Here is an 18066-nt window from a genome sequence, read left to right on the forward strand (position 1 = left end):
CACATGGCACGCAACAAGATAGCGCTCATCGGCTCGGGCATGATCGGCGGCACGCTCGCCCATATGGTCGGCCTCAAGGATCTCGGCGACGTGGTGCTGTTCGATATCGCCGAGGGCGTTCCGCAGGGCAAGGGCCTCGACATCGCGCAGTCTTCCCCCGTCGACGGTTTCGACTCCCGGCTGACCGGCGTCAACGACTATGCTGGCATCGAGGGCGCGGATGTGTGCATCGTCACCGCCGGCGTGCCGCGCAAGCCGGGCATGAGCCGCGATGACCTTCTTGGCATCAACCTCAAGGTGATGGAACAGGTCGGCGCGGGTCTCAAGAAATACGCGCCGAAGGCGTTCGTCATCTGCATCACCAACCCGCTCGACGCGATGGTCTGGGCGCTGCAGAAGTTCTCCGGCCTGCCGACCAGCCATGTCGTCGGCATGGCCGGCGTGCTGGACTCGTCGCGTTTCCGCTATTTCCTGGCCGAGGAGTTCAAGGTCTCGGTCGAGGACGTCACCGCTTTCGTGCTCGGCGGTCATGGCGACTCTATGGTGCCGATGATCCGCTATTCGACGGTTGCCGGCATCCCGCTGCCGGATCTCGTCAAGATGGGCTGGACGTCGAAGGAGAAGCTCGACCAGATCGTGCAGCGCACCCGCGACGGCGGCGCCGAGATCGTCGGCCTGTTGAAGACCGGCTCGGCCTATTACGCGCCGGCGGCCTCGGCGATCGCCATGGCCGAGTCCTATCTCAAGGACAAGAAGCGCGTGCTGCCCTGCGCCGCGCACCTTTCCGGACAGTATGGCGTCAAGGGAACCTATGTCGGCGTTCCCGTGGTAATCGGCGCCGGCGGCGTCGAGCGCGTCATCGAGATCGACCTGTCGAAGGCAGAGCAGAAGATGTTCGACAATTCGGTCGCGGCCGTCCAGGGCCTGACCGAGGCCTGCACCAAGATCGCCCCGCATCTCGCCGGCAAGTAATCTCGCCGCAAAGCAATCATCCTCCCCGGAGATCAAGCGCATGAACATCCATGAGTATCAGGCCAAGGCGCTGCTGAAGACGTTCGGCGCGCCGGTGGCAAGCGGCGTTCCGGTGTTCAAGGCAAGCGAGGCGGAGGCCGCCGCAAAGGCGCTGCCCGGCCCGCTCTATGTCGTGAAGAGCCAGATCCATGCCGGCGGCCGCGGCAAGGGCAAGTTCAAGGAACTCGGCCCCGACGCCAAGGGCGGCGTGCGGCTGGCGAAGTCGGCGGCCGAAGTGGTCGCCAACGCCAACGAGATGCTCGGCCACACGCTGGTCACCAAGCAGACCGGGCCGGCCGGCAAGCAGGTCAACCGCCTCTATATCGAGGATGGCGCCGACATCGCCCGCGAGCTCTATCTGTCGATCCTGGTCGACCGCTCGGTCGGCCGCATCGCCTTCGTCGTCTCGACCGAAGGCGGCATGGACATCGAGACGGTCGCGCATGACACGCCGGAAAAGATCGTCACCGTCGCCATCGACCCGGAAAAGGGCGTGAGTGCCGACGACGTGAAGACGCTCAACGCCGCGCTGAAGCTCGACGGCGATGCCGCGAAGGACGGCGCGTCGCTGTTCCCGATCCTCTACAAGGCCTTCGTCGAGAAGGACATGAGCCTGCTCGAGGTCAATCCGCTGATCGTGATGAAGGACGGGCATCTGCGCGTGCTCGACGCGAAAGTGTCATTCGACAACAACGCGCTGTTCCGCCACGCGGACGTGATGGAACTGCGCGACACCACCGAAGAGGACGAGAAGGAGATCGAGGCGTCGAAATACGACCTCGCCTATGTCGCGCTCGACGGCAATATCGGCTGCATGGTCAACGGCGCCGGCCTTGCCATGGCCACCATGGACATCATCAAGCTCTATGGCGCTGAGCCGGCTAACTTTCTCGACGTCGGCGGCGGCGCTTCGAAGGAAAAGGTCACGGCAGCGTTCAAGATCATCACCAAGGACCCGGCGGTCGAGGGCATCCTGATCAACATCTTCGGCGGCATCATGAAGTGCGACGTCATCGCCGAGGGCGTGATCGCGGCCGTCAAGGAAGTGGGCCTGAAGGTGCCGCTGGTGGTGCGCCTGGAAGGCACCAACGCCGAGCTTGGCAAGAAGATCATAAACGACAGCGGCCTGAATGTCGTCTCGGCCGACGATCTGGACGACGCGGCCAAGAAGATCGTCAAGGCGGTGAAGGGCTAAAGCGGATGCCTCCGCGCAAGATAAACCTGGTCGAGGCTGCGGACCAGAAGATCGCCAAGGTCTTCGATCCGCATATCGCCGGCGACGTCAATGACAGCCAGGCGAAGGTCGCCAAGTTCGGCGAAGTCTTCGACTGGCATGCGCATGACAACGAGGACGAGGCTTTCCTCGTCCTGCGCGGCAGGATCGCCATCGACTTCCGCGACGGGCCGGTCGAGCTCGGCGAGGGCGATTTCATCGTCGTGCCGCGCGGCGTCGAGCACCGGCCGCGCTCGCTGACATCGGAGCCGGTGGTGCTGATGTTCGAGCCGGCGACGACCTTGAACACCGGCAATGCCCAGAGTGATCTCACCGTCACCGATTTGAAGCGGCTCTGAGCCATGAACGCGGCGCCCTTCTCCTCTCTCTCGGATGGTCACCAACGCCTGCAGGCGTTGGTCGGCGCATGGCGCGGCGAGGAAGAGGTCGCGGCGACGCAATGGACCGATGCCGGCACGGCGACTTCGGAAGTGTTGGCCGAGGCTCAGTTCGGCGGCCTGTTCGTGGTGCAGCGCTATCGGCAGCGCCGCGACGGCACGATCTCGTTCGGCGCGCATAATGTGTTCGGCTTCGATCAGCAGAACGGCATCGTCACCATGCATCAGTTCGACTCGATGGGGTTCGTGCCGATGTCGCCCGCAATCGGCATGTGGAATGGCAATGAACTGGTGCTGGAACGGTCGTCCCCGCGCGGCGCCGCTAGCGTGACATATGGTTTTGACGGTGCCGATACCTATCGCATGAAACTTCAGTTCAAGCCTGCCGGCAGCAATGCCTGGCAAGACATGGTGAGCGGCCTCTACCGGCGCGTTTCGACTTCCGAGACGAAGGAAGGCTGAGTGATGGCGATTGTAGGCAAGACGGTTGAAGGGTTGCACATAATCACACATATTAGGCCTGTGTATTTATGTGGAGACGGACGATGAAGAACGTCACCCTGGCCATGGACGAGACACTGCTTGAACAGGCGCGAGGCCTTGCCGAACGTCGCAAGACGACGCTCAACGCTCTCATTCGTTCACTGCTTGCGCATGAAGTCGAGCAGGAGGACCGGATCGCCTGGGCCAAAGCGGGAATGAAGCGACTTATGGACGAGGCCGCGAAACGGAGCGACAGCGCCGACACCCCTTACAAGTGGGATCGAAGGGACGCCTATGCCGACCGGGAAGATCGACTGCTTTCTCGACACGAACGTCCTGATCTACGCGGCTTCGGAGAAGAATCGTGATCCACGCCGCGCGCCGATCGCAGGGGACCTGGTATCGAACACTGTTTTTGGCGTGTCAGGGCAGACATTGGCCGAATTCACTGCGGTGGCTCGCGGGAAATCCCTCCTGGGAGACGACCTGCTCGACCAATGGCTCGTCCTCCTTGGAACCTGCCCGTTGGTGCCTGTCGATGAAAGCTATGTTCGCTCGGGATTGGACCTCGCGCGGCGCTACGGCATTCACTACTACGACGCCGCGCTGCTCGGAGCGGCGGAATATCTCGGCGCGCCGATTTTCTACACCGAGGATCTCAACCACAACCAGGTTTATGGCTCGGTCCGGGCCGTCAATCCTTTCCTCTAATTGCTGAAGTCAGGGGCGTTTCAACCCATGTCCATTCTCGTCGACAAGAATACCAAGGTGCTGGTTCAGGGTCTGACCGGCAAGACCGGCACGTTCCACACCGAACAGGCGCTGGCCTATCATGGCACCAAGATGGTGGGCGGCATCCATCCCAAGAAGGGCGGCGAGACCTGGACGGGCTCGAAGGGCGAAAGCCTGCCGATCTTCGCCACGGTGGCCGAGGGCAAGGCAAGGACCGGCGCCAATGCCTCGGTCATCTATGTGCCGCCGGCGGGCGCCGGCGAGGCCATCATCGAAGCGATCGCGGCCGAGATCCCGCTGATCGTCTGCATCACCGAAGGCATCCCGGTGATGGACATGGTCAAGGTCAAGGCGCGGCTCGACCGCTCCACCTCGCGCCTGATCGGCCCGAACTGCCCGGGCGTGCTGACGCCCGACGAGTGCAAGATCGGCATCATGCCCGGCAACATCTTCCGCAAGGGCTCGGTGGGCGTTGTTTCGCGCTCGGGAACACTTACCTATGAGGCAGTCTTCCAGACCACCAATGTCGGCCTCGGCCAGACCACGGCGGTGGGCATCGGCGGCGACCCGGTCAAGGGCACCGAGTTCATCGATGTGCTGGAGATGTTCCTCGCCGACGACGAGACCAAGTCGATCATCATGATCGGCGAGATCGGCGGCTCGGCCGAGGAAGACGCCGCGCAGTTCCTCAAGGACGAAGCCAAGCGCGGCCGCAAGAAACCGATGGCGGGCTTCATCGCCGGGCGCACGGCGCCGGCCGGCCGCACCATGGGCCATGCGGGCGCGGTGATTTCGGGCGGCAAGGGCGGCGCGGAAGACAAGATCGCGGCGATGGAATCGGCCGGCATCAAGGTTTCGCCCTCGCCGGCGCGGCTCGGCACGACGCTGGTCGAGGCAATCAAGGGTTAAAGGCAGTAAGGGAGTAGGGCAGTAGGGGAGTAAGGGAATAGGAAGAACGGGACGCGCGGCGACAATTGCCGCTTTCCCTACTCCCCTACTGCCCTACTCCCCTACTCCCCTCCAACTAAGGAGACGGAGCCAGGCTCCGCAGACGAAAATGGCAAGACAAGATCAGGCCAACGACCAATTCTCGCTCACCTCGTTCCTCTATGGCGGCAATGCCGACTATATCGACGCGCTCTACGCGGCCTATGAGGACAATCCGGCTTCGGTCGATCCGGAGTGGCAGGATTTCTTCGCCGGGCTGAAGGACGACGCGGGCGACGTCCGCAAGAACGCCAAGGGCGCCTCCTGGGCGAAGCCGTCCTGGCCGCTGACGGCCAATGGCGAGCTGGTCTCGGCGCTGGACGGCAATTGGGGCCTGGTCGAGAAAACGATCGAAAAGAAGGTCAAGGACAAGGCGGTCGTCAACGGCGCCGTGCTTTCCGACGCCGACGTGCACCAGGCGACGCGCGATTCGGTGCGCGCCATCATGATGATCCGCGCCTACCGCATGCGCGGCCATCTGCATGCCAATCTTGATCCGCTCGGCATCGCCAAGCCGCTCGAGGACTATAACGAGCTGTCGCCGGAGAATTACGGTTTTACCGAAGCCGATTACGACCGGCCGATCTTCCTCGACAATGTGCTGGGCCTGGAATTCGGCACCATCCGGCAGATGCTGGACATCCTGACCCGCACCTATTGCTCGACCCTTGGCGTCGAGTTCATGCATATCTCCGACCCGGAAGAGAAGGCCTGGATCCAGGCGCGCATCGAAGGCGCCGATAAGGAGATCACCTTCACTGCCACCGGCAAGAAGGCGATCCTGTCCAAGCTGATCGAGGCCGAGGGGTTCGAGCAGTATATCGACGTCAAGTACAAGGGCACCAAGCGCTTCGGCCTCGACGGCGGCGAGTCGCTGATCCCGGCGCTGGAGCAGATCGTCAAGCGCGGCGGTCAGCTCGGCCTCAAGGAAATCGTGCTCGGCATGGCGCATCGCGGCCGCCTCAACGTGCTTTCCCAGGTGATGGCCAAGCCCCACCGCGCCATCTTCCACGAATTCAAGGGCGGTTCCGCCGCCCCGGACGAGGTCGAGGGCTCGGGTGACGTGAAGTACCATCTTGGCGCCTCGTCGGACCGCGAGTTCGACGGCAACAAGGTGCATCTGTCGCTGACAGCCAATCCCTCGCATCTGGAAATCGTCGACCCCGTCGTGATGGGCAAGGCGCGCGCCAAGCAGGACCAGCTTTCCGGCCGCGAGCGCGGCGAGGTCGTGCCGCTGTCGGAGCGCGCCAAGGTGATGCCGCTGCTTTTGCATGGCGACGCCGCCTTCGCCGGCCAGGGCGTGATCGCCGAGATCCTCGGCCTGTCGGGCCTGCGCGGCCACCGCGTCGCCGGCACGCTGCACGTCATCATCAACAACCAGATCGGCTTCACCACCAATCCGCGCTTCTCGCGCTCCTCGCCCTATCCGTCGGATGTGGCCAAGATGATCGAGGCGCCGATCTTCCACGTCAATGGCGACGATCCGGAAGCCGTGGTGCACGCCGCCAAGGTCGCGACCGAGTTCCGCATGAAGTTCCACAAGCCGGTAGTCGTGGACATGTTCTGCTATCGCCGCTTCGGCCACAATGAGGGCGACGAGCCGGCCTTCACCCAGCCGATCATGTACCGCAACATCCGCACCCACAAGACGGTGGTGCAGATCTATGCCGACCGGCTGATCGCCGAAGGCCACGTCACCCAGGCCGAGGTCGACAAGATGCGGGCCGACTGGCGCGCGCATCTGGAAGCCGAATGGGAAGTCGGCCAGAGCTACAAGCCGAACAAGGCCGACTGGCTGGATGGCGCGTGGTCCGGCCTGCGCACCGCCGACAACCAGGATGAGCAACGGCGCGGCAAGACAGCCGTGCCGGTGCGCACGCTGAAGGAGATCGGCAAGAAGCTGACCGAGGTGCCGAAGGATTTCGAGGCGCACAAGACGATCCTGCGCTTCCTCGAGAACCGCCGCCAGGCGATCGAGTCCGGCGAAGGCATTGACTGGTCGACGGCCGAGGCGCTGGCCTTCGGCGCCATCCTGCTCGACGGCAATCCGATCCGGCTTTCCGGCCAGGATTCGGAGCGCGGCACCTTCTCGCAGCGCCATTCGGTCCTTTACGACCAGCGCGACGAGACCCGCTACATCCCGCTCAACAACCTCTCGGCGGCGCAGGCCGGCTACGAAGTCATCAACTCGATGCTGTCGGAAGAGGCGGTGCTGGGCTTCGAATATGGCTACAGCCTGGCCGAGCCCAAGGCACTGACGCTCTGGGAAGCGCAGTTCGGCGATTTCGCCAACGGCGCCCAGGTGGTGTTCGACCAGTTCATCTCGTCGGGCGAGCGCAAGTGGCTGCGCATGTCAGGCCTCGTCTGCCTGCTGCCGCATGGCTATGAGGGCCAGGGGCCGGAGCATTCGTCCGCCCGCCTCGAGCGCTTCCTGCAGCTCTGCGCGGAAGACAACATGCAGGTCGCCAACGTCACCACGCCGGCCAACTATTTCCACATCCTGCGCCGGCAGTTGAAGCGCGACTTCCGCAAGCCGCTGATCCTGATGACGCCGAAGTCGCTGCTGCGCCACAAGCGGGCGGTGTCGACGCTGTCGGAGATTTCGGGCGAGAGCTCGTTCCACCGGCTGCTGTGGGACGATGCGCAGCTCTTGGCCGACCAGCCGATCAAGCTGGTCAAGGACTCCAAGATCCGCCGCGTCGTGCTGTGCTCGGGCAAGGTCTATTACGACCTCTATGAGGAGCGCGAGAAGCGCGGCATCAACGACATCTACCTTTTGCGCGTCGAACAGCTCTATCCGTTCCCGGCCAAGGCGCTGATCACCGAGCTGTCGCGTTTCCGCAATGCCGAGATGGTGTGGTGCCAGGAGGAGCCCAAGAATATGGGCGCCTGGTCGTTCATCGACCCCTATCTTGAATGGGTGTTGGCGCATATCGACGCCAAGCATCAGCGGGTGCGCTACACCGGGCGGCCGGCCTCGGCCTCGCCGGCGACCGGCCTGATGTCGAAGCATCTCAGCCAGCTCGCCGCGCTGCTCGACGACGCTCTCGGCGAATAACCGGACGAAACAGACCTCAAAAAGACAAGAGAACGGACAGGCACAATGGCTACCGAAATCCGCGTCCCCACTCTGGGCGAATCCGTCACCGAGGCGACCGTCGGCAAGTGGTTCAAGAAGGTCGGCGACGCGATCGCCGCCGATGAGCCCCTGGTCGAGCTCGAAACCGACAAGGTGACGGTGGAAGTGCCTGCCGCGGGCGCCGGAACGCTGGCCGAGATCACCGTCAAGGAAGGCGAGACGGTCAATGTCGGCGCGCTGCTCGGCTCGATTTCGGCGGGCGGCGCTGCCGCTGCTCCGGCCACGAAGCCGCAGGCAGTGGCGCAGGCTTCCAGCCCGGATGCCGCGTCTTCGGTCAAGCAGGCCGCGGCCGAGACCGCCAAGATCGCTGGCGACAACGGTCCGATCGAGCCGCGCACCATGCCGCCGGCGCCGGCCGCGGCCAAGTTGATCGCGGAGCATAATCTCTCGGTCGACCAGCTGTCCGGCTCGGGCAAGCGCGGCCAGGTGCTGAAGGGCGACGTGCTCGACGCCCTCGCCAAGGGCGCGCCCTCGCAACCGGCCGAGACGCCGAAGGCGGCACCTGCGCCGGTCGTCGCCCGCGCGCCGTCCTCGGCCGAGGATGCGCCGCGCGAGGAGCGCGTGCGCATGACCAAGCTGCGCCAGACCATCGCGCGCCGCTTGAAGGAGGCGCAGTCGACCGCCGCCATGCTCACCACCTTCAACGAGGTGGATATGAGCGCGGTGATGGCGCTGCGGGCCAAATACAAGGACGTGTTCGAGAAGAAGCATGGCGTGAAGCTCGGCTTCATGGGCTTCTTCACCAAGGCGGTGACGCATGCGCTGAAGGAGATCCCGGCGGTCAATGCCGAGATCGACGGCACCGACATCATCTACAAGAACTTCGCGCATGTCGGCGTCGCCGTCGGCACCGACAAGGGCCTTGTGGTGCCGGTGGTGCGCGACGCCGACCAGATGTCGATCGCCGAGATCGAAAAGGAGATTGGACGCCTAGGCCTCGCCGCGCGCGACGGCAAGCTTTCGGTGGCGGACATGCAAGGCGGCACCTTCACCATCTCCAATGGCGGCGTCTATGGCTCGCTGATGTCGACGCCGATCCTGAACGCGCCGCAATCGGGCATTCTCGGCATGCACAAGATCCAGGACCGGCCGATGGTGGTCGGCGGCCAGATCGTCATCCGCCCGATGATGTATCTGGCGCTCAGCTACGATCACCGCATCGTCGACGGCAAGGAAGCCGTGACCTTCCTGGTGCGCGTCAAGGAAAGCCTGGAGGATCCCGAGCGGCTGGTGCTCGATCTGTGATCGGAGCTGATCCGCAATGAGCGGTTGGTCAGATGCCTTACGCCGATTCCTTCGGCGTGGACGCGTCTGGCTTTTCTCCGACTTGCCCGTGGTCGCTTCGCCCGCCGATTGGGACGCCGCCGAGATCAGCAGCAACCTCGGCGTCTTCGCTCTCAGCTCTGCCGAAATGGCAGAACGGAACATCACAGCCATCACGATCGGTGAGCTTGAATTGCCCACCGGCGAAATCGTTGCCTGCGACCCGCTCATCACCGGACTGGGGCGGCCGCCGTTTAACCGCAAGGTAAAGCCGGGGCGCTACCCGGTCATACTGCTTCAGGCGCAAGGCTGCATTGCCGCAGCGGTCTTGCGGTTCGGCCCCGGCTTGCCAGCACGCTGGGAATTGGCGACCTTCGTTGCCGATCGCCCACCGGTCTATAAGTCTGAATTTCTTGAATTTATCGTTGATGACGCGGTTGCGTCGTTTATGGACAAGTCGGTCCTGACGATAATGTCTGACCAAGAGGAACTTGACGACTATCTCGCCGACGTCGCGTGCAATATCGACAGGTTTTGTATCGATAGTCCGATCGAAGGCAACCCGATCAATGTCGTTATGTTCGATACTGGCTATGGCGATGGCTCGTATCGATCCTTCTGGGGGCTGGACGCCGCCGGCGAACCTTTGCTCCTGATGACCGACTTCGAAGTGCTCGAGAACGCGGATGGCCGTAACGAGGCCGATCGATGAGGATACTTGCCTCACTCATAATCCGGTGGATGGCTAGATCGGCGGTTTTATTGTCGACTTCCGCCGCCCAGGCCGCCTGCCCGATCCAGCTCGCCGTCTATGGCGAGGCGCAGAGCGGCGCCGAGATCGACTTCACGTCGGCCGGCACGTCGGCGACGATCGCCAATGCCTTCCGCATGATCCTCGACAACAATGTAGTGCTCGACGGCATCGCCATGTGGACGGAAGGATCGGCGGCGCGGCCGCATGGGTCGCTGATGTACAAATGCCCGACGGGCGACGTCACCGGCGAGGAGCTTGCCGCCTGCACGGTCTGGGAAGGTGTCATCTACAGCGCCGACGAGAAGGGTGGCGTCGGCCTGCTGCCGGCGGAGGGCGTCGACGCGCCGAAGAGCCTGATCTTCCCCGATCTCGGGCCGTCGCTGGAGATGTCGGCGGCTTACGGTCCCGCCGGCTTTTCCAAAGTGCCGTGGGACATCTTCGTGCTGAAAGGCTGCCAGGAATGAGCGCCGAGAAAAAGACGCTGCTGGTCACCGGCGGCAGCCGCGGCATAGGCTCCGCCATATGCCGCCAGGCGATCGGGGCCGGCTACCGGGTGGCAGTCAACTATGTCTCCAATCAGGCCGCGGCGGATGCGCTGGTCGCCGAGATCAAGGCCGCGGGCGGCGACGCCTTCGCGGTCAAGGGCGATGTCGGCAACGAGACCGATGTCATCGCGATGTTCGAAGCCGTGGACCGGGCCTTCGGCCAGCTCGACGCTTTCGTCAACAATGCCGGAATCGTCGACCTCAAGGCGCGCGTCGACGAGATGAGTGTCGAGCGGCTGGAGCGCATGATGCGCATCAATGTCGTCGGCTCGTTCCTGTGCGCCCGCGAAGCGGTGAAGCGCATGTCGACCCGCCATGGCGGCAAAGGCGGCGCTATCGTCAACATCTCCTCCGCTGCAGCCAGGCTGGGTTCGCCCGGCGAATATGTCGACTACGCCGCCTCCAAGGGCGCGATCGATACGCTGACCATGGGGCTGGCGCGCGAGGTGGCGCTGGAAGGTATCCGCGTCAATGCGGTCAGCCCCGGCATCACCGAGACTGAAATCCATGCCTCGGGCGGCCAGCCGGACCGTGTGGCGCGGATGCAGGACATGCTGCCGATGAAACGCGCCGGCACGGCGGACGAAGTCGCCAGCGCGGTTCTCTATCTTCTGTCGGACGCGGCCTCCTATATAACGGGCGCGATCCTGAATGTGAGCGGCGGCCGCTAAAGGCCGGATAAGAAGGATTCTATCATGGCTTATGACGTGGTTATCATTGGGTCGGGGCCGGGCGGCTATGTCTGCGCCATCAAGGCGGCGCAGCTCGGGCTGAAGACGGCGGTGGTGGAGAAGAACGCCACCTTCGGCGGCACCTGCCTCAACATCGGCTGCATCCCGTCGAAGGCGCTGCTCTACGCCTCCGAGATGTTCGCCGAGGCTGGCCATGCCTTCGATACGCTGGGCGTCGAGATACCGGCGCCGAAGCTCAATCTGAAGAAGATGATGGCGCATAAGGACACGACGGTGGCGTCAAACGTCAATGGCGTCGCCTTCCTGTTCAAGAAGAACAAGATCGATTCTTTCCGCGGCACCGGCAAGGTGATTTCCGCCGGCAAGGTTTCGGTGACCGGCGAGGATGGCAAGGTCGAGGAGATCGAGACCCGGAATATCGTTATCGCCACGGGCTCGGATGTCGCCGGCATTCCGGGCGTCAAGGTCGATTTCGACGAGAAGGGGATCGTGTCCTCCACCGGCGCGCTGTCGCTGGCCAAGGTGCCGGAGCGTCTCGTGGTGGTCGGCGGCGGGGTCATCGGGCTGGAGCTCGGCTCGGTGTGGGCAAGGCTCGGCGCCAAGGTCACGGTCGTCGAGTTCCTCGACAACATCCTGGGCGGCATGGACGGTGAGGTGTCGAAGCAGTTCCAGCGGCTGCTCTCCAAACAGGGTTTCGAGTTCAGGTTAGGGGCCAAGGTCACGGGTGTGGCCAAGGCCAAGAAGGGCGCGACCGTCACCTTCGAGCCGGTCAAGGGCGGTGCCGCCGAGACGATCGAGGCAGATGTGGTGCTGGTCGCCACCGGACGCCGGCCCCATGCCGACAGCCTGGGGCTGAAGGAAGCCGGCGTGGAGATGGACGAGCGCGGCCGGGTCAAGACCGATGGACATCTAAGGACTAATGTGCCCGGCATCTATGCCATCGGCGACGTGATCGCCGGGCCGATGCTGGCGCACAAGGCCGAGGACGAGGGCGTGGCGGTGGCCGAGACGATCGCCGGCCAGGCCGGGCACGTGAACTACGACGTCATTCCGAGCGTCGTCTACACCAGCCCGGAGATCGCCTCCGTCGGCAAGACCGAGGAGGAATTGAAGAAGGCCGGCATCGACTACAAGGTCGGCAAATTCCCGTTCAGCGCCAATGGCCGCGCGCGCGCCATGCTGCACACCGACGGCTTCGTGAAGATCCTGGCCGACAAGGCCAGCGACCGCGTGCTCGGCGCGCATATCGTTGGCTTCGGCGCCGGCGAGATGATCCACGAGGCGGCGGTGCTGATGGAATTCGGCGGCTCGTCGGAGGACCTCGCCCGCACCTGCCATGCGCATCCGACGATGTCGGAAGCTGTGAAGGAAGCGGCATTGGCGACGTTCTTCAAGCCGATTCATATCTAGGGCGTCATTCCCGAATGCGCGCGTCAGCGTTCGGTGAGGCTCGTCTCGCAAGGTTCGCCTAAAGCGCGTCGCGATCTTTCAGATTCGCTCCATGCGCTTTAGGTTCTTGGTTCTACGCATGTCTTTATCCCGAAACCGGTTCCCACTTTCGGGAGACATGCTCTAGGAGATACCGCGTGTCCAAAGGCTCCGATCTGCTTGTTGCCGCCCTCGAGAAGGAAGGCGTGGACCGCATCTTCGGCATACCGGGCGAGGAGAACCTCGACGTCGTCGAATCCATCCGCAGATCCTCGATCGAGCTGATCCTGACCCGCCACGAGCAAGCGGCCGCGTTCATGGCCGCCACCCACGGCCGGCTCACCGGCAGGCCCGGCGTCTGCATCACCACGCTTGGCCCGGGCGCCTTGAACCTGACCACAGGCGCGGCCTACGCGCTGCTCGGGGCCATGCCCATGGTCATGATCACCGGACAAAAGGGCGTCAGGTCGTCCAGGCAGGCCCGGTTCCAGATCGTCGACGTCGTCGCGGCGATGAAACCCCTGACCAAGCTTTCGCGTCAGATCGTTTCGCCCAGGATGATCCCGGGCGTGGTGCGCGAGGCTTTTCGTGTGGCCGGCGAGGAGCGTCCGGGACCGGTGCATCTGGAGCTGCCCGAAGACATCGCCGCCGAGGAATGCGACGCGGTGGCGCCGATTCCGCCGCACCCCGTCGAGCTGCCGCTGGCGAGCCCGCTTGCGCTCGACCGCGCCGCGCAGATGATCATAGAGGCCGAGCGGCCGCTGGCGATGATGGGCGCCGCCGCCTCGCGGCCGCGCTCGACCTCGGACCTCGCCCAGTTCGTTCTGCGGACCGGCATTCCTTATTTCACCACCCAGATGGGCAAGGGCACGGTGCCGGGTGGGACCGAGCTCTATATGGGCACAGCCGCCCTGTCCGAGCGCGACTATGTGCATGAGGCGATCGAGCGGGCGGATCTCATCATCACGATCGGCCACGACACGGTCGAGAAGCCGCCCTTCATCATGGGCGCCGACGGTCCGAAGGTCATTCATGTCGGCTACCAGCCGGCCACCGTCGAACAGGTCTATTTCCCGCAAACCGAGGTGATCGGCGATATCGGCGCGTCGCTCAGGCTGTTGGCTGACCGCCTGGAAGGCAACATTCCCAACGCACAGGCACTGCTGCCGTTGCGCGAGGGGATATTGAGCCGCATCGCGGCGCGCGACAGCGAGGACCGCTTCACGCCGCAGCGCCTGGTGCACGACGTGCGCGCGGTGATGCCGGCCGACGGCATCCTGGCGCTCGACAACGGCATGTACAAGATCTGGTTCGCGCGCAACTACCGCACGCGCGTCGCCAACACGCTGCTGCTCGACAATGCGTTGGCCACGATGGGTGCCGGCCTGCCGTCGGCGATGATGGCGGCGATGCTTTTTCCAGAACGCCGCGTCATGGCGGTTTGCGGCGATGGCGGCTTCATGATGAACAGCCAGGAGCTGGAAACCGCCGTCAGGCTGAAGCTCAACCTCGTGGTCCTGATCATCGAGGACCATGCCTACGGCATGATCCGCTGGAAGCAGGCGGTCGACGATTTTCCCGATTTCGGCATGACCTTTGGGAATCCCGATTTCGTCCGCTATGCCGAAGCCTACGGCGCCAAGGGCACCAGGGTAGGCGCCATTGCCGAGCTGAGACCGGCCCTTGAGCAGGCCTTTGCCGCGGGCGGCGTCAATCTCGTCGTCGTTCCGATCGACTATTCGGAGAATGAGCGGGTCCTGGTCGAAGAGCTGCGCCATCGGCTGCCCTGGCCGGCCAGTCCGATGCCGGATGATTAGTCCCCGACACAGCGATTTTGAAAGGTTGCTGTTTGTCTTGGTCAAGTTTTTCCGTTCATTTGCGTGAAATCAGCGCAAACGCTGGGGATTGGTTGAAGCCGCCCCAACCTCGTCATTCTATGGCGGAGCAAGGAGCGAAGCGACGCGGCGCAGACCATAGAATCCATTCCGTGACTTGGAAGCGCCGCCACGGTGCAGAATTCTGCTCCGTTGCACACCTCGGCGAAGGTAGCGGCATGGATTCTATAGTCTTCGCGACGGAGCTTCGCTCCTGCTCCGCCCTAGAATGATGGGTGGACGGCCCCTTGCGGCATCGAATGTGCCAAACTGGGCTGTGATTAACTCCAGCGGAAGGAGACCGTCCGTCATGCAAGCTATCAGATTTGGAATCGATTTGGCCAAGAATGTGTTTCAGGTGCACGGCGTGGATGCTGCCGGGCGCGTGGTGGTGCAGCGGCAGCTGCGCCGCGCGCAGGTGGAGAAGTTCTTCGCCGCGCAGCCGCCGGCGCTGATCGGCATGGAGGCCTGCGGCTCGGCTCATCATTGGGCCCGCACGCTCAGCGCGCTCGGCCATGACGTCAAGCTGATGCCACCGGCCTATGTGAAGCCCTATGTTCCGCGCAACAAGAACGATGCCCGCGACGCGCACGGCTGTTGCGAGGCGGTGAGCCGGCCCGACATGCGCTTCGTGCCGATCAAGTCGGTCGAGCAGCAATGGGCCCGGGCGCTGCACCGCACACGCGACCTTCTGGTGCGCCAGCGCACGCAACTGGCCAACGCCATGCGTGGCCTGCTCTATGAGATGGGACAGACAAGTGCCAAAGGGGCGGCGGGCATCGAGACCCTGCTGCGGCGCGTCGAGGCGGCCGATGAAGCCATCCCAGCGGCGCTGTTGATCTGCCTGGTGCCGCTGGCCGGGCAATGGCGGGCGCTGGATGGCGAGATCGGCAAGCTGGACAAGCAGATCCTGGCTCAGGTCAGGCAGCAGCGGGCAGCTTTGCGGCTGACGACGATCCCGAGCGTCGGCCCGATCATCGCGCATGCGACCGTCGCAGCCATCGGCGACGGTCGCCAGTTCGCCTCGGCCAGGGACTTCGCAGCCTGGCTGGGCCTGACCCGCAAGACCCATGACACCGGCGGCAAGCACAGGCCGACAGGCCATATAAGCCGTGCCGGCGACAGGGACCTGCGCAGGTTGCTCATTCTCGGCGCCAGTTCCTGGCTGCGTCAGGTCAGGGCCAAGCCCGACAGAGGCTCGCCCTGGATACGCGGCCTGCTGGCCAGGCGGCCGGTCAAGGTCGCCGTCGTGGCGCAGGCGGCCAAGACCGCCCGCATCATCTGGGCAATGCTGCAATCGGGACAACAATACAGGGCACCGGCTGTGGCCTAGCCGCAATCGAGGCCCTTAACAGCGTAAGGAGCAAAAAGGCAGCACGGCAAAATGGTCAGGACCTGGGTCGGGAAAATCCGCCATCGTCATCGCGACACCAAGCGCGCTAGAATGATTGGAACCGATCCGCGTAACCCTTGTTGGTCAGCGGTCATCGAAATCGACCGCACTAAAGGCCGAATACATGACCGCTCCAGACTTACGCCGTCGTCGTCATTTTGCCTCTTGCCCAAGAGGGGCCGTCCATACATGACGATCGCGATGGGCGTTTCGGCCAATCTCCAACGCATGCCAACGGAAACAGAGCCGGCCGGGTAACAATCTCTGTGCAGTGCTACTTGAGCATTTTCCGAAGCTGGAGACAGCGCCACAAAACAAAACGGCCCGCCTTTTGGCGGGCCGTTCGTTTTCAAGCTGCAGCCCGATTACTGAGCCGGCGCAGGTGCCGGAGCCGGGGCTGGCGCAGGGGCCGGGGCGGGTGCAGGAGCCGGGGCTGGCGCAGGTGCCGGCTCAGGGGCCGGAGCAGGCGTCGCTGGCGCAGGAGCTGGCGTGCTGGCGGCCGGCGGCTCAGCCGGGGCCGGGGCATGCTCGCCGCCGCTTCTGCCAAAGACATAATACGCAACAATGGCCAGGATAATGACAACAAGGGCGATCAGCCACCCGCTGCCGCCGCCACCCGATCTGGGAGGCGGGCTCGAAGGGGTGAAGGGGTCGTTAGGGTTCGCCATGAAACGTGTCCTCCTTGGATGAAAGTCATCAAAATAACAGCCATCAACGCGCTGATCCCGCATCGGGTTTCACGCAAACGGACGGAAAGCGCTGAAAAACCGGCGTTTTCAGGTCCGCCAGCCGCCAGACGACTCAGTTGACGGCGGTAACAATATACCCTGCCTTGCGAAAATCCTCGACCAGTCCTTCCGGACCGGGCAGATGCATGGCCCCGACGGCCATGAAAACGTTGCCCTTGGCCAGAATCGGCATCGCATTCGCGGCCATCACCTTGTTGCGGCTGGTGATCATGGTCTGCTCGAAGGCGGCATAGCCGGCCTGGTCATCGGCGGTCTCGGGCAGCACCGCCTTGAACAGCGGCCAGAACATGCCGACCTCGCCGCGCTGGTAGAGCACGATCATGGTCTCGTTGACGTCGTTGACCTTGTCGCCGAGCTTCATGGTCTCGACCAGGCTCTTCATGTGGAATTCGAGCGGCAGCGAAGCCATCGCGCGCAGCTGGCCAACGGCGGTCTCCAGCCCTTCGACGTCCTTGCCCGAGGCCTTGGCGTCCGAAGCGAGCTTGACGTCCAGCACGGGTTCGCCGGCGGACTGGCGCGCCACCTCGCAGGCCGGCAACGCCATCATCGCCGACAGGATCCACGGCTTCATCTTGGCGACCGTCGCCGGCGGGATGCCGCGGGCGTCGAGCCCCTTGTTCAGCGCCGCCGCATCGTCCGGCGACAGCAGCGACGACAGCGTGGTGTTGTCGGTGAACATCATCAGGCCGGGTTCGCTGGCCATCGCGGCCATCATCTTGGCCTTGTCCATCGCATCGGTGGTTTCGATGACGACGGTGCCGGCGCCGTCATAGGCTTTCTGCGCGGCGGCCGGCAGCGTGGTAACGCGCGTGTCGGTCATGTGCATGGTGCCGAACAGATAGGACGGTTTTTCGCCCGGCTTCTCCAGCTTCCACAGCAGGCCCTTGCCGTTGGGTACGGCCGCCGCTTCGGCCTCGACCTTCTGGAAGGCGGCCGGATCGTTCTTCTCCAGCGCGGTCAACAGATCGGTGCCGGCGCAATTCGGCGTTTCGGCATGCGCCCGGCTTGCGAGCAGCAGAACGACGATGAAGGACAGGAAAAACAGCAGGTTGAGCGCCGCAAGCAGCTTCAACGAGACAAGGGCCGCGCGGTCGGCAATGGCGATGACGCGTTTCATGGGAAGCGTCTTAGCGCTGAAAAGCGGCAAAACGGTTAATCGGCAGGTGAAATTGTTCGAGGTGCGGTGAGCTTTGACGTTCGCTCGGCTTGTCGGATCGAATACCCCGTCGATTGGCCGAAACGCCCATCGCATCGTCATCCACGGGCGGAGCAAGGAGCGAAGCGACGCGCGCAGACCCGAGGATCCATTCCGTTACGTGGGCCGTAGAATGCGGCGATGCAGAATTTTGCTCAGTCGCGGAGCGTTGAGGTCACGGCATGGATTCCAGGGTCTGCGCGCGTCGCT

The 18066-nt window shown here is 63.8% G+C and carries 16 protein-coding genes; 15 read left to right on the forward strand and 1 reads right to left on the reverse strand.

What is annotated here, in order from left to right; translation table 11 throughout:
* The first annotated feature begins 3 nt into the window (after positions 1 to 3).
* From mdh to EJ069_RS25515, 15 genes are all read left to right on the forward strand, one after another.
* Positions 4 to 972, forward strand: coding sequence for a malate dehydrogenase (gene mdh / locus EJ069_RS25445; protein WP_126063649.1), 969 nt, complete (start codon positions 4 to 6; stop codon positions 970 to 972).
* Positions 973 to 1012: 40 nt separating this feature from the next.
* Entirely contained in the window at positions 1013 to 2206 is a 1194-nt protein-coding gene (sucC, locus tag EJ069_RS25450) for an ADP-forming succinate--CoA ligase subunit beta (protein WP_126063650.1), read from the forward strand.
* A gap of 5 nt (positions 2207 to 2211) precedes the next feature.
* Positions 2212 to 2583: a cupin domain-containing protein gene (locus tag EJ069_RS25455; protein ID WP_126063651.1), complete on the forward strand. Its 372-nt coding sequence runs from the start codon at positions 2212 to 2214 to the stop codon at positions 2581 to 2583.
* A 3-nt stretch (positions 2584 to 2586) separates the two neighbouring features.
* Positions 2587 to 3084 carry a DUF1579 family protein gene (locus EJ069_RS25460; RefSeq protein WP_126063652.1) on the forward strand — a complete coding sequence of 166 codons (498 nt, stop codon included), beginning with the start codon at positions 2587 to 2589 and terminating at the stop codon, positions 3082 to 3084.
* An 83-nt stretch (positions 3085 to 3167) separates the two neighbouring features.
* A complete protein-coding gene (locus EJ069_RS25465) occupies positions 3168 to 3473 on the forward strand; it encodes a hypothetical protein (RefSeq protein WP_126063653.1) in 306 nt (101 codons plus the stop codon).
* Complete coding sequence (locus tag EJ069_RS25470) at positions 3400 to 3816, forward strand: PIN domain-containing protein (protein WP_126063654.1); 417 nt, start codon at positions 3400 to 3402, stop codon at positions 3814 to 3816. Before EJ069_RS25465 ends, EJ069_RS25470 begins: the two co-directional genes overlap by 74 nt.
* Before the next feature lie 27 nt (positions 3817 to 3843).
* Positions 3844 to 4746 (forward strand): succinate--CoA ligase subunit alpha, encoded by a 903-nt coding sequence (gene sucD / locus EJ069_RS25475; RefSeq protein WP_126063655.1) that lies wholly within the window; start codon positions 3844 to 3846, stop codon positions 4744 to 4746.
* Between the two features lie 148 nt (positions 4747 to 4894).
* Entirely contained in the window at positions 4895 to 7882 is a 2988-nt protein-coding gene (locus tag EJ069_RS25480; protein WP_126063656.1) for a 2-oxoglutarate dehydrogenase E1 component, read from the forward strand.
* A 45-nt stretch (positions 7883 to 7927) separates the two neighbouring features.
* Positions 7928 to 9208: a 2-oxoglutarate dehydrogenase complex dihydrolipoyllysine-residue succinyltransferase gene (gene odhB, locus EJ069_RS25485; protein WP_126063657.1), complete on the forward strand. Its 1281-nt coding sequence runs from the start codon at positions 7928 to 7930 to the stop codon at positions 9206 to 9208.
* Positions 9209 to 9296: 88 nt separating this feature from the next.
* The gene (locus EJ069_RS25490; RefSeq protein ID WP_245456271.1) at positions 9297 to 9938 is read left to right on the forward strand and encodes a DUF4241 domain-containing protein; all 642 of its coding nucleotides are present in this window, start codon (positions 9297 to 9299) and stop codon (positions 9936 to 9938) included.
* 29 nt (positions 9939 to 9967) lie between these two features.
* Positions 9968 to 10444, forward strand: coding sequence for a hypothetical protein (locus EJ069_RS25495; protein WP_189475981.1), 477 nt, complete (start codon positions 9968 to 9970; stop codon positions 10442 to 10444).
* Entirely contained in the window at positions 10441 to 11196 is a 756-nt protein-coding gene (locus EJ069_RS25500) for a glucose 1-dehydrogenase (RefSeq protein WP_126063660.1), read from the forward strand. The genes EJ069_RS25495 and EJ069_RS25500 overlap by 4 nt, the downstream gene beginning before the upstream one ends.
* Before the next feature lie 24 nt (positions 11197 to 11220).
* On the forward strand, positions 11221 to 12627 hold the full coding sequence (gene lpdA / locus EJ069_RS25505; RefSeq protein ID WP_126063661.1) for a dihydrolipoyl dehydrogenase: 1407 nt from the start codon (positions 11221 to 11223) through the stop codon (positions 12625 to 12627).
* Positions 12628 to 12803: 176 nt separating this feature from the next.
* Positions 12804 to 14462, forward strand: a complete 1659-nt coding sequence (locus tag EJ069_RS25510) for an acetolactate synthase large subunit (RefSeq protein WP_126063662.1) — start codon at positions 12804 to 12806, stop codon at positions 14460 to 14462.
* Positions 14463 to 14829: 367 nt separating this feature from the next.
* Entirely contained in the window at positions 14830 to 15852 is a 1023-nt protein-coding gene (locus tag EJ069_RS25515) for an IS110 family transposase (RefSeq protein WP_126063663.1), read from the forward strand.
* 861 nt (positions 15853 to 16713) lie between these two features.
* On the opposite strand, the gene EJ069_RS25525 is transcribed toward EJ069_RS25515, so the two are convergent.
* Complete coding sequence (locus EJ069_RS25525; protein WP_126063664.1) at positions 16714 to 17778, reverse strand: TraB/GumN family protein; 1065 nt, start codon at positions 17776 to 17778, stop codon at positions 16714 to 16716.
* Positions 17779 to 18066: the final 288 nt, after the last annotated feature.

This window comes from Mesorhizobium sp. M2A.F.Ca.ET.043.05.1.1, assembly GCF_003952445.1.
Classification (GTDB): Bacteria; Pseudomonadota; Alphaproteobacteria; order Rhizobiales; family Rhizobiaceae; genus Mesorhizobium.

Excerpts from the sequence above, each read along its gene's own strand:
- mdh (WP_126063649.1), top strand. The coding sequence starts at position 4 with ATGGCACGCAACAAGATAGCGCTCATCGGCTCGGGCATGATCGGCGGC.
- sucC (WP_126063650.1), top strand. The coding sequence starts at position 1,013 with ATGAACATCCATGAGTATCAGGCCAAGGCGCTGCTGAAGACGTTCGGC.
- EJ069_RS25455 (WP_126063651.1), top strand. The coding sequence starts at position 2,212 with ATGCCTCCGCGCAAGATAAACCTGGTCGAGGCTGCGGACCAGAAGATC.
- EJ069_RS25460 (WP_126063652.1), top strand. The coding sequence starts at position 2,587 with ATGAACGCGGCGCCCTTCTCCTCTCTCTCGGATGGTCACCAACGCCTG.
- EJ069_RS25465 (WP_126063653.1), top strand. The coding sequence starts at position 3,168 with ATGAAGAACGTCACCCTGGCCATGGACGAGACACTGCTTGAACAGGCG.
- EJ069_RS25470 (WP_126063654.1), top strand. The coding sequence starts at position 3,400 with ATGCCGACCGGGAAGATCGACTGCTTTCTCGACACGAACGTCCTGATC.
- sucD (WP_126063655.1), top strand. The coding sequence starts at position 3,844 with ATGTCCATTCTCGTCGACAAGAATACCAAGGTGCTGGTTCAGGGTCTG.
- EJ069_RS25480 (WP_126063656.1), top strand. The coding sequence starts at position 4,895 with ATGGCAAGACAAGATCAGGCCAACGACCAATTCTCGCTCACCTCGTTC.
- odhB (WP_126063657.1), top strand. The coding sequence starts at position 7,928 with ATGGCTACCGAAATCCGCGTCCCCACTCTGGGCGAATCCGTCACCGAG.
- EJ069_RS25495 (WP_189475981.1), top strand. The coding sequence starts at position 9,968 with ATGGCTAGATCGGCGGTTTTATTGTCGACTTCCGCCGCCCAGGCCGCC.
- EJ069_RS25500 (WP_126063660.1), top strand. The coding sequence starts at position 10,441 with ATGAGCGCCGAGAAAAAGACGCTGCTGGTCACCGGCGGCAGCCGCGGC.
- lpdA (WP_126063661.1), top strand. The coding sequence starts at position 11,221 with ATGGCTTATGACGTGGTTATCATTGGGTCGGGGCCGGGCGGCTATGTC.
- EJ069_RS25515 (WP_126063663.1), top strand. The coding sequence starts at position 14,830 with ATGCAAGCTATCAGATTTGGAATCGATTTGGCCAAGAATGTGTTTCAG.
- EJ069_RS25525 (WP_126063664.1), bottom strand. The coding sequence starts at position 17,778 with ATGAAACGCGTCATCGCCATTGCCGACCGCGCGGCCCTTGTCTCGTTG.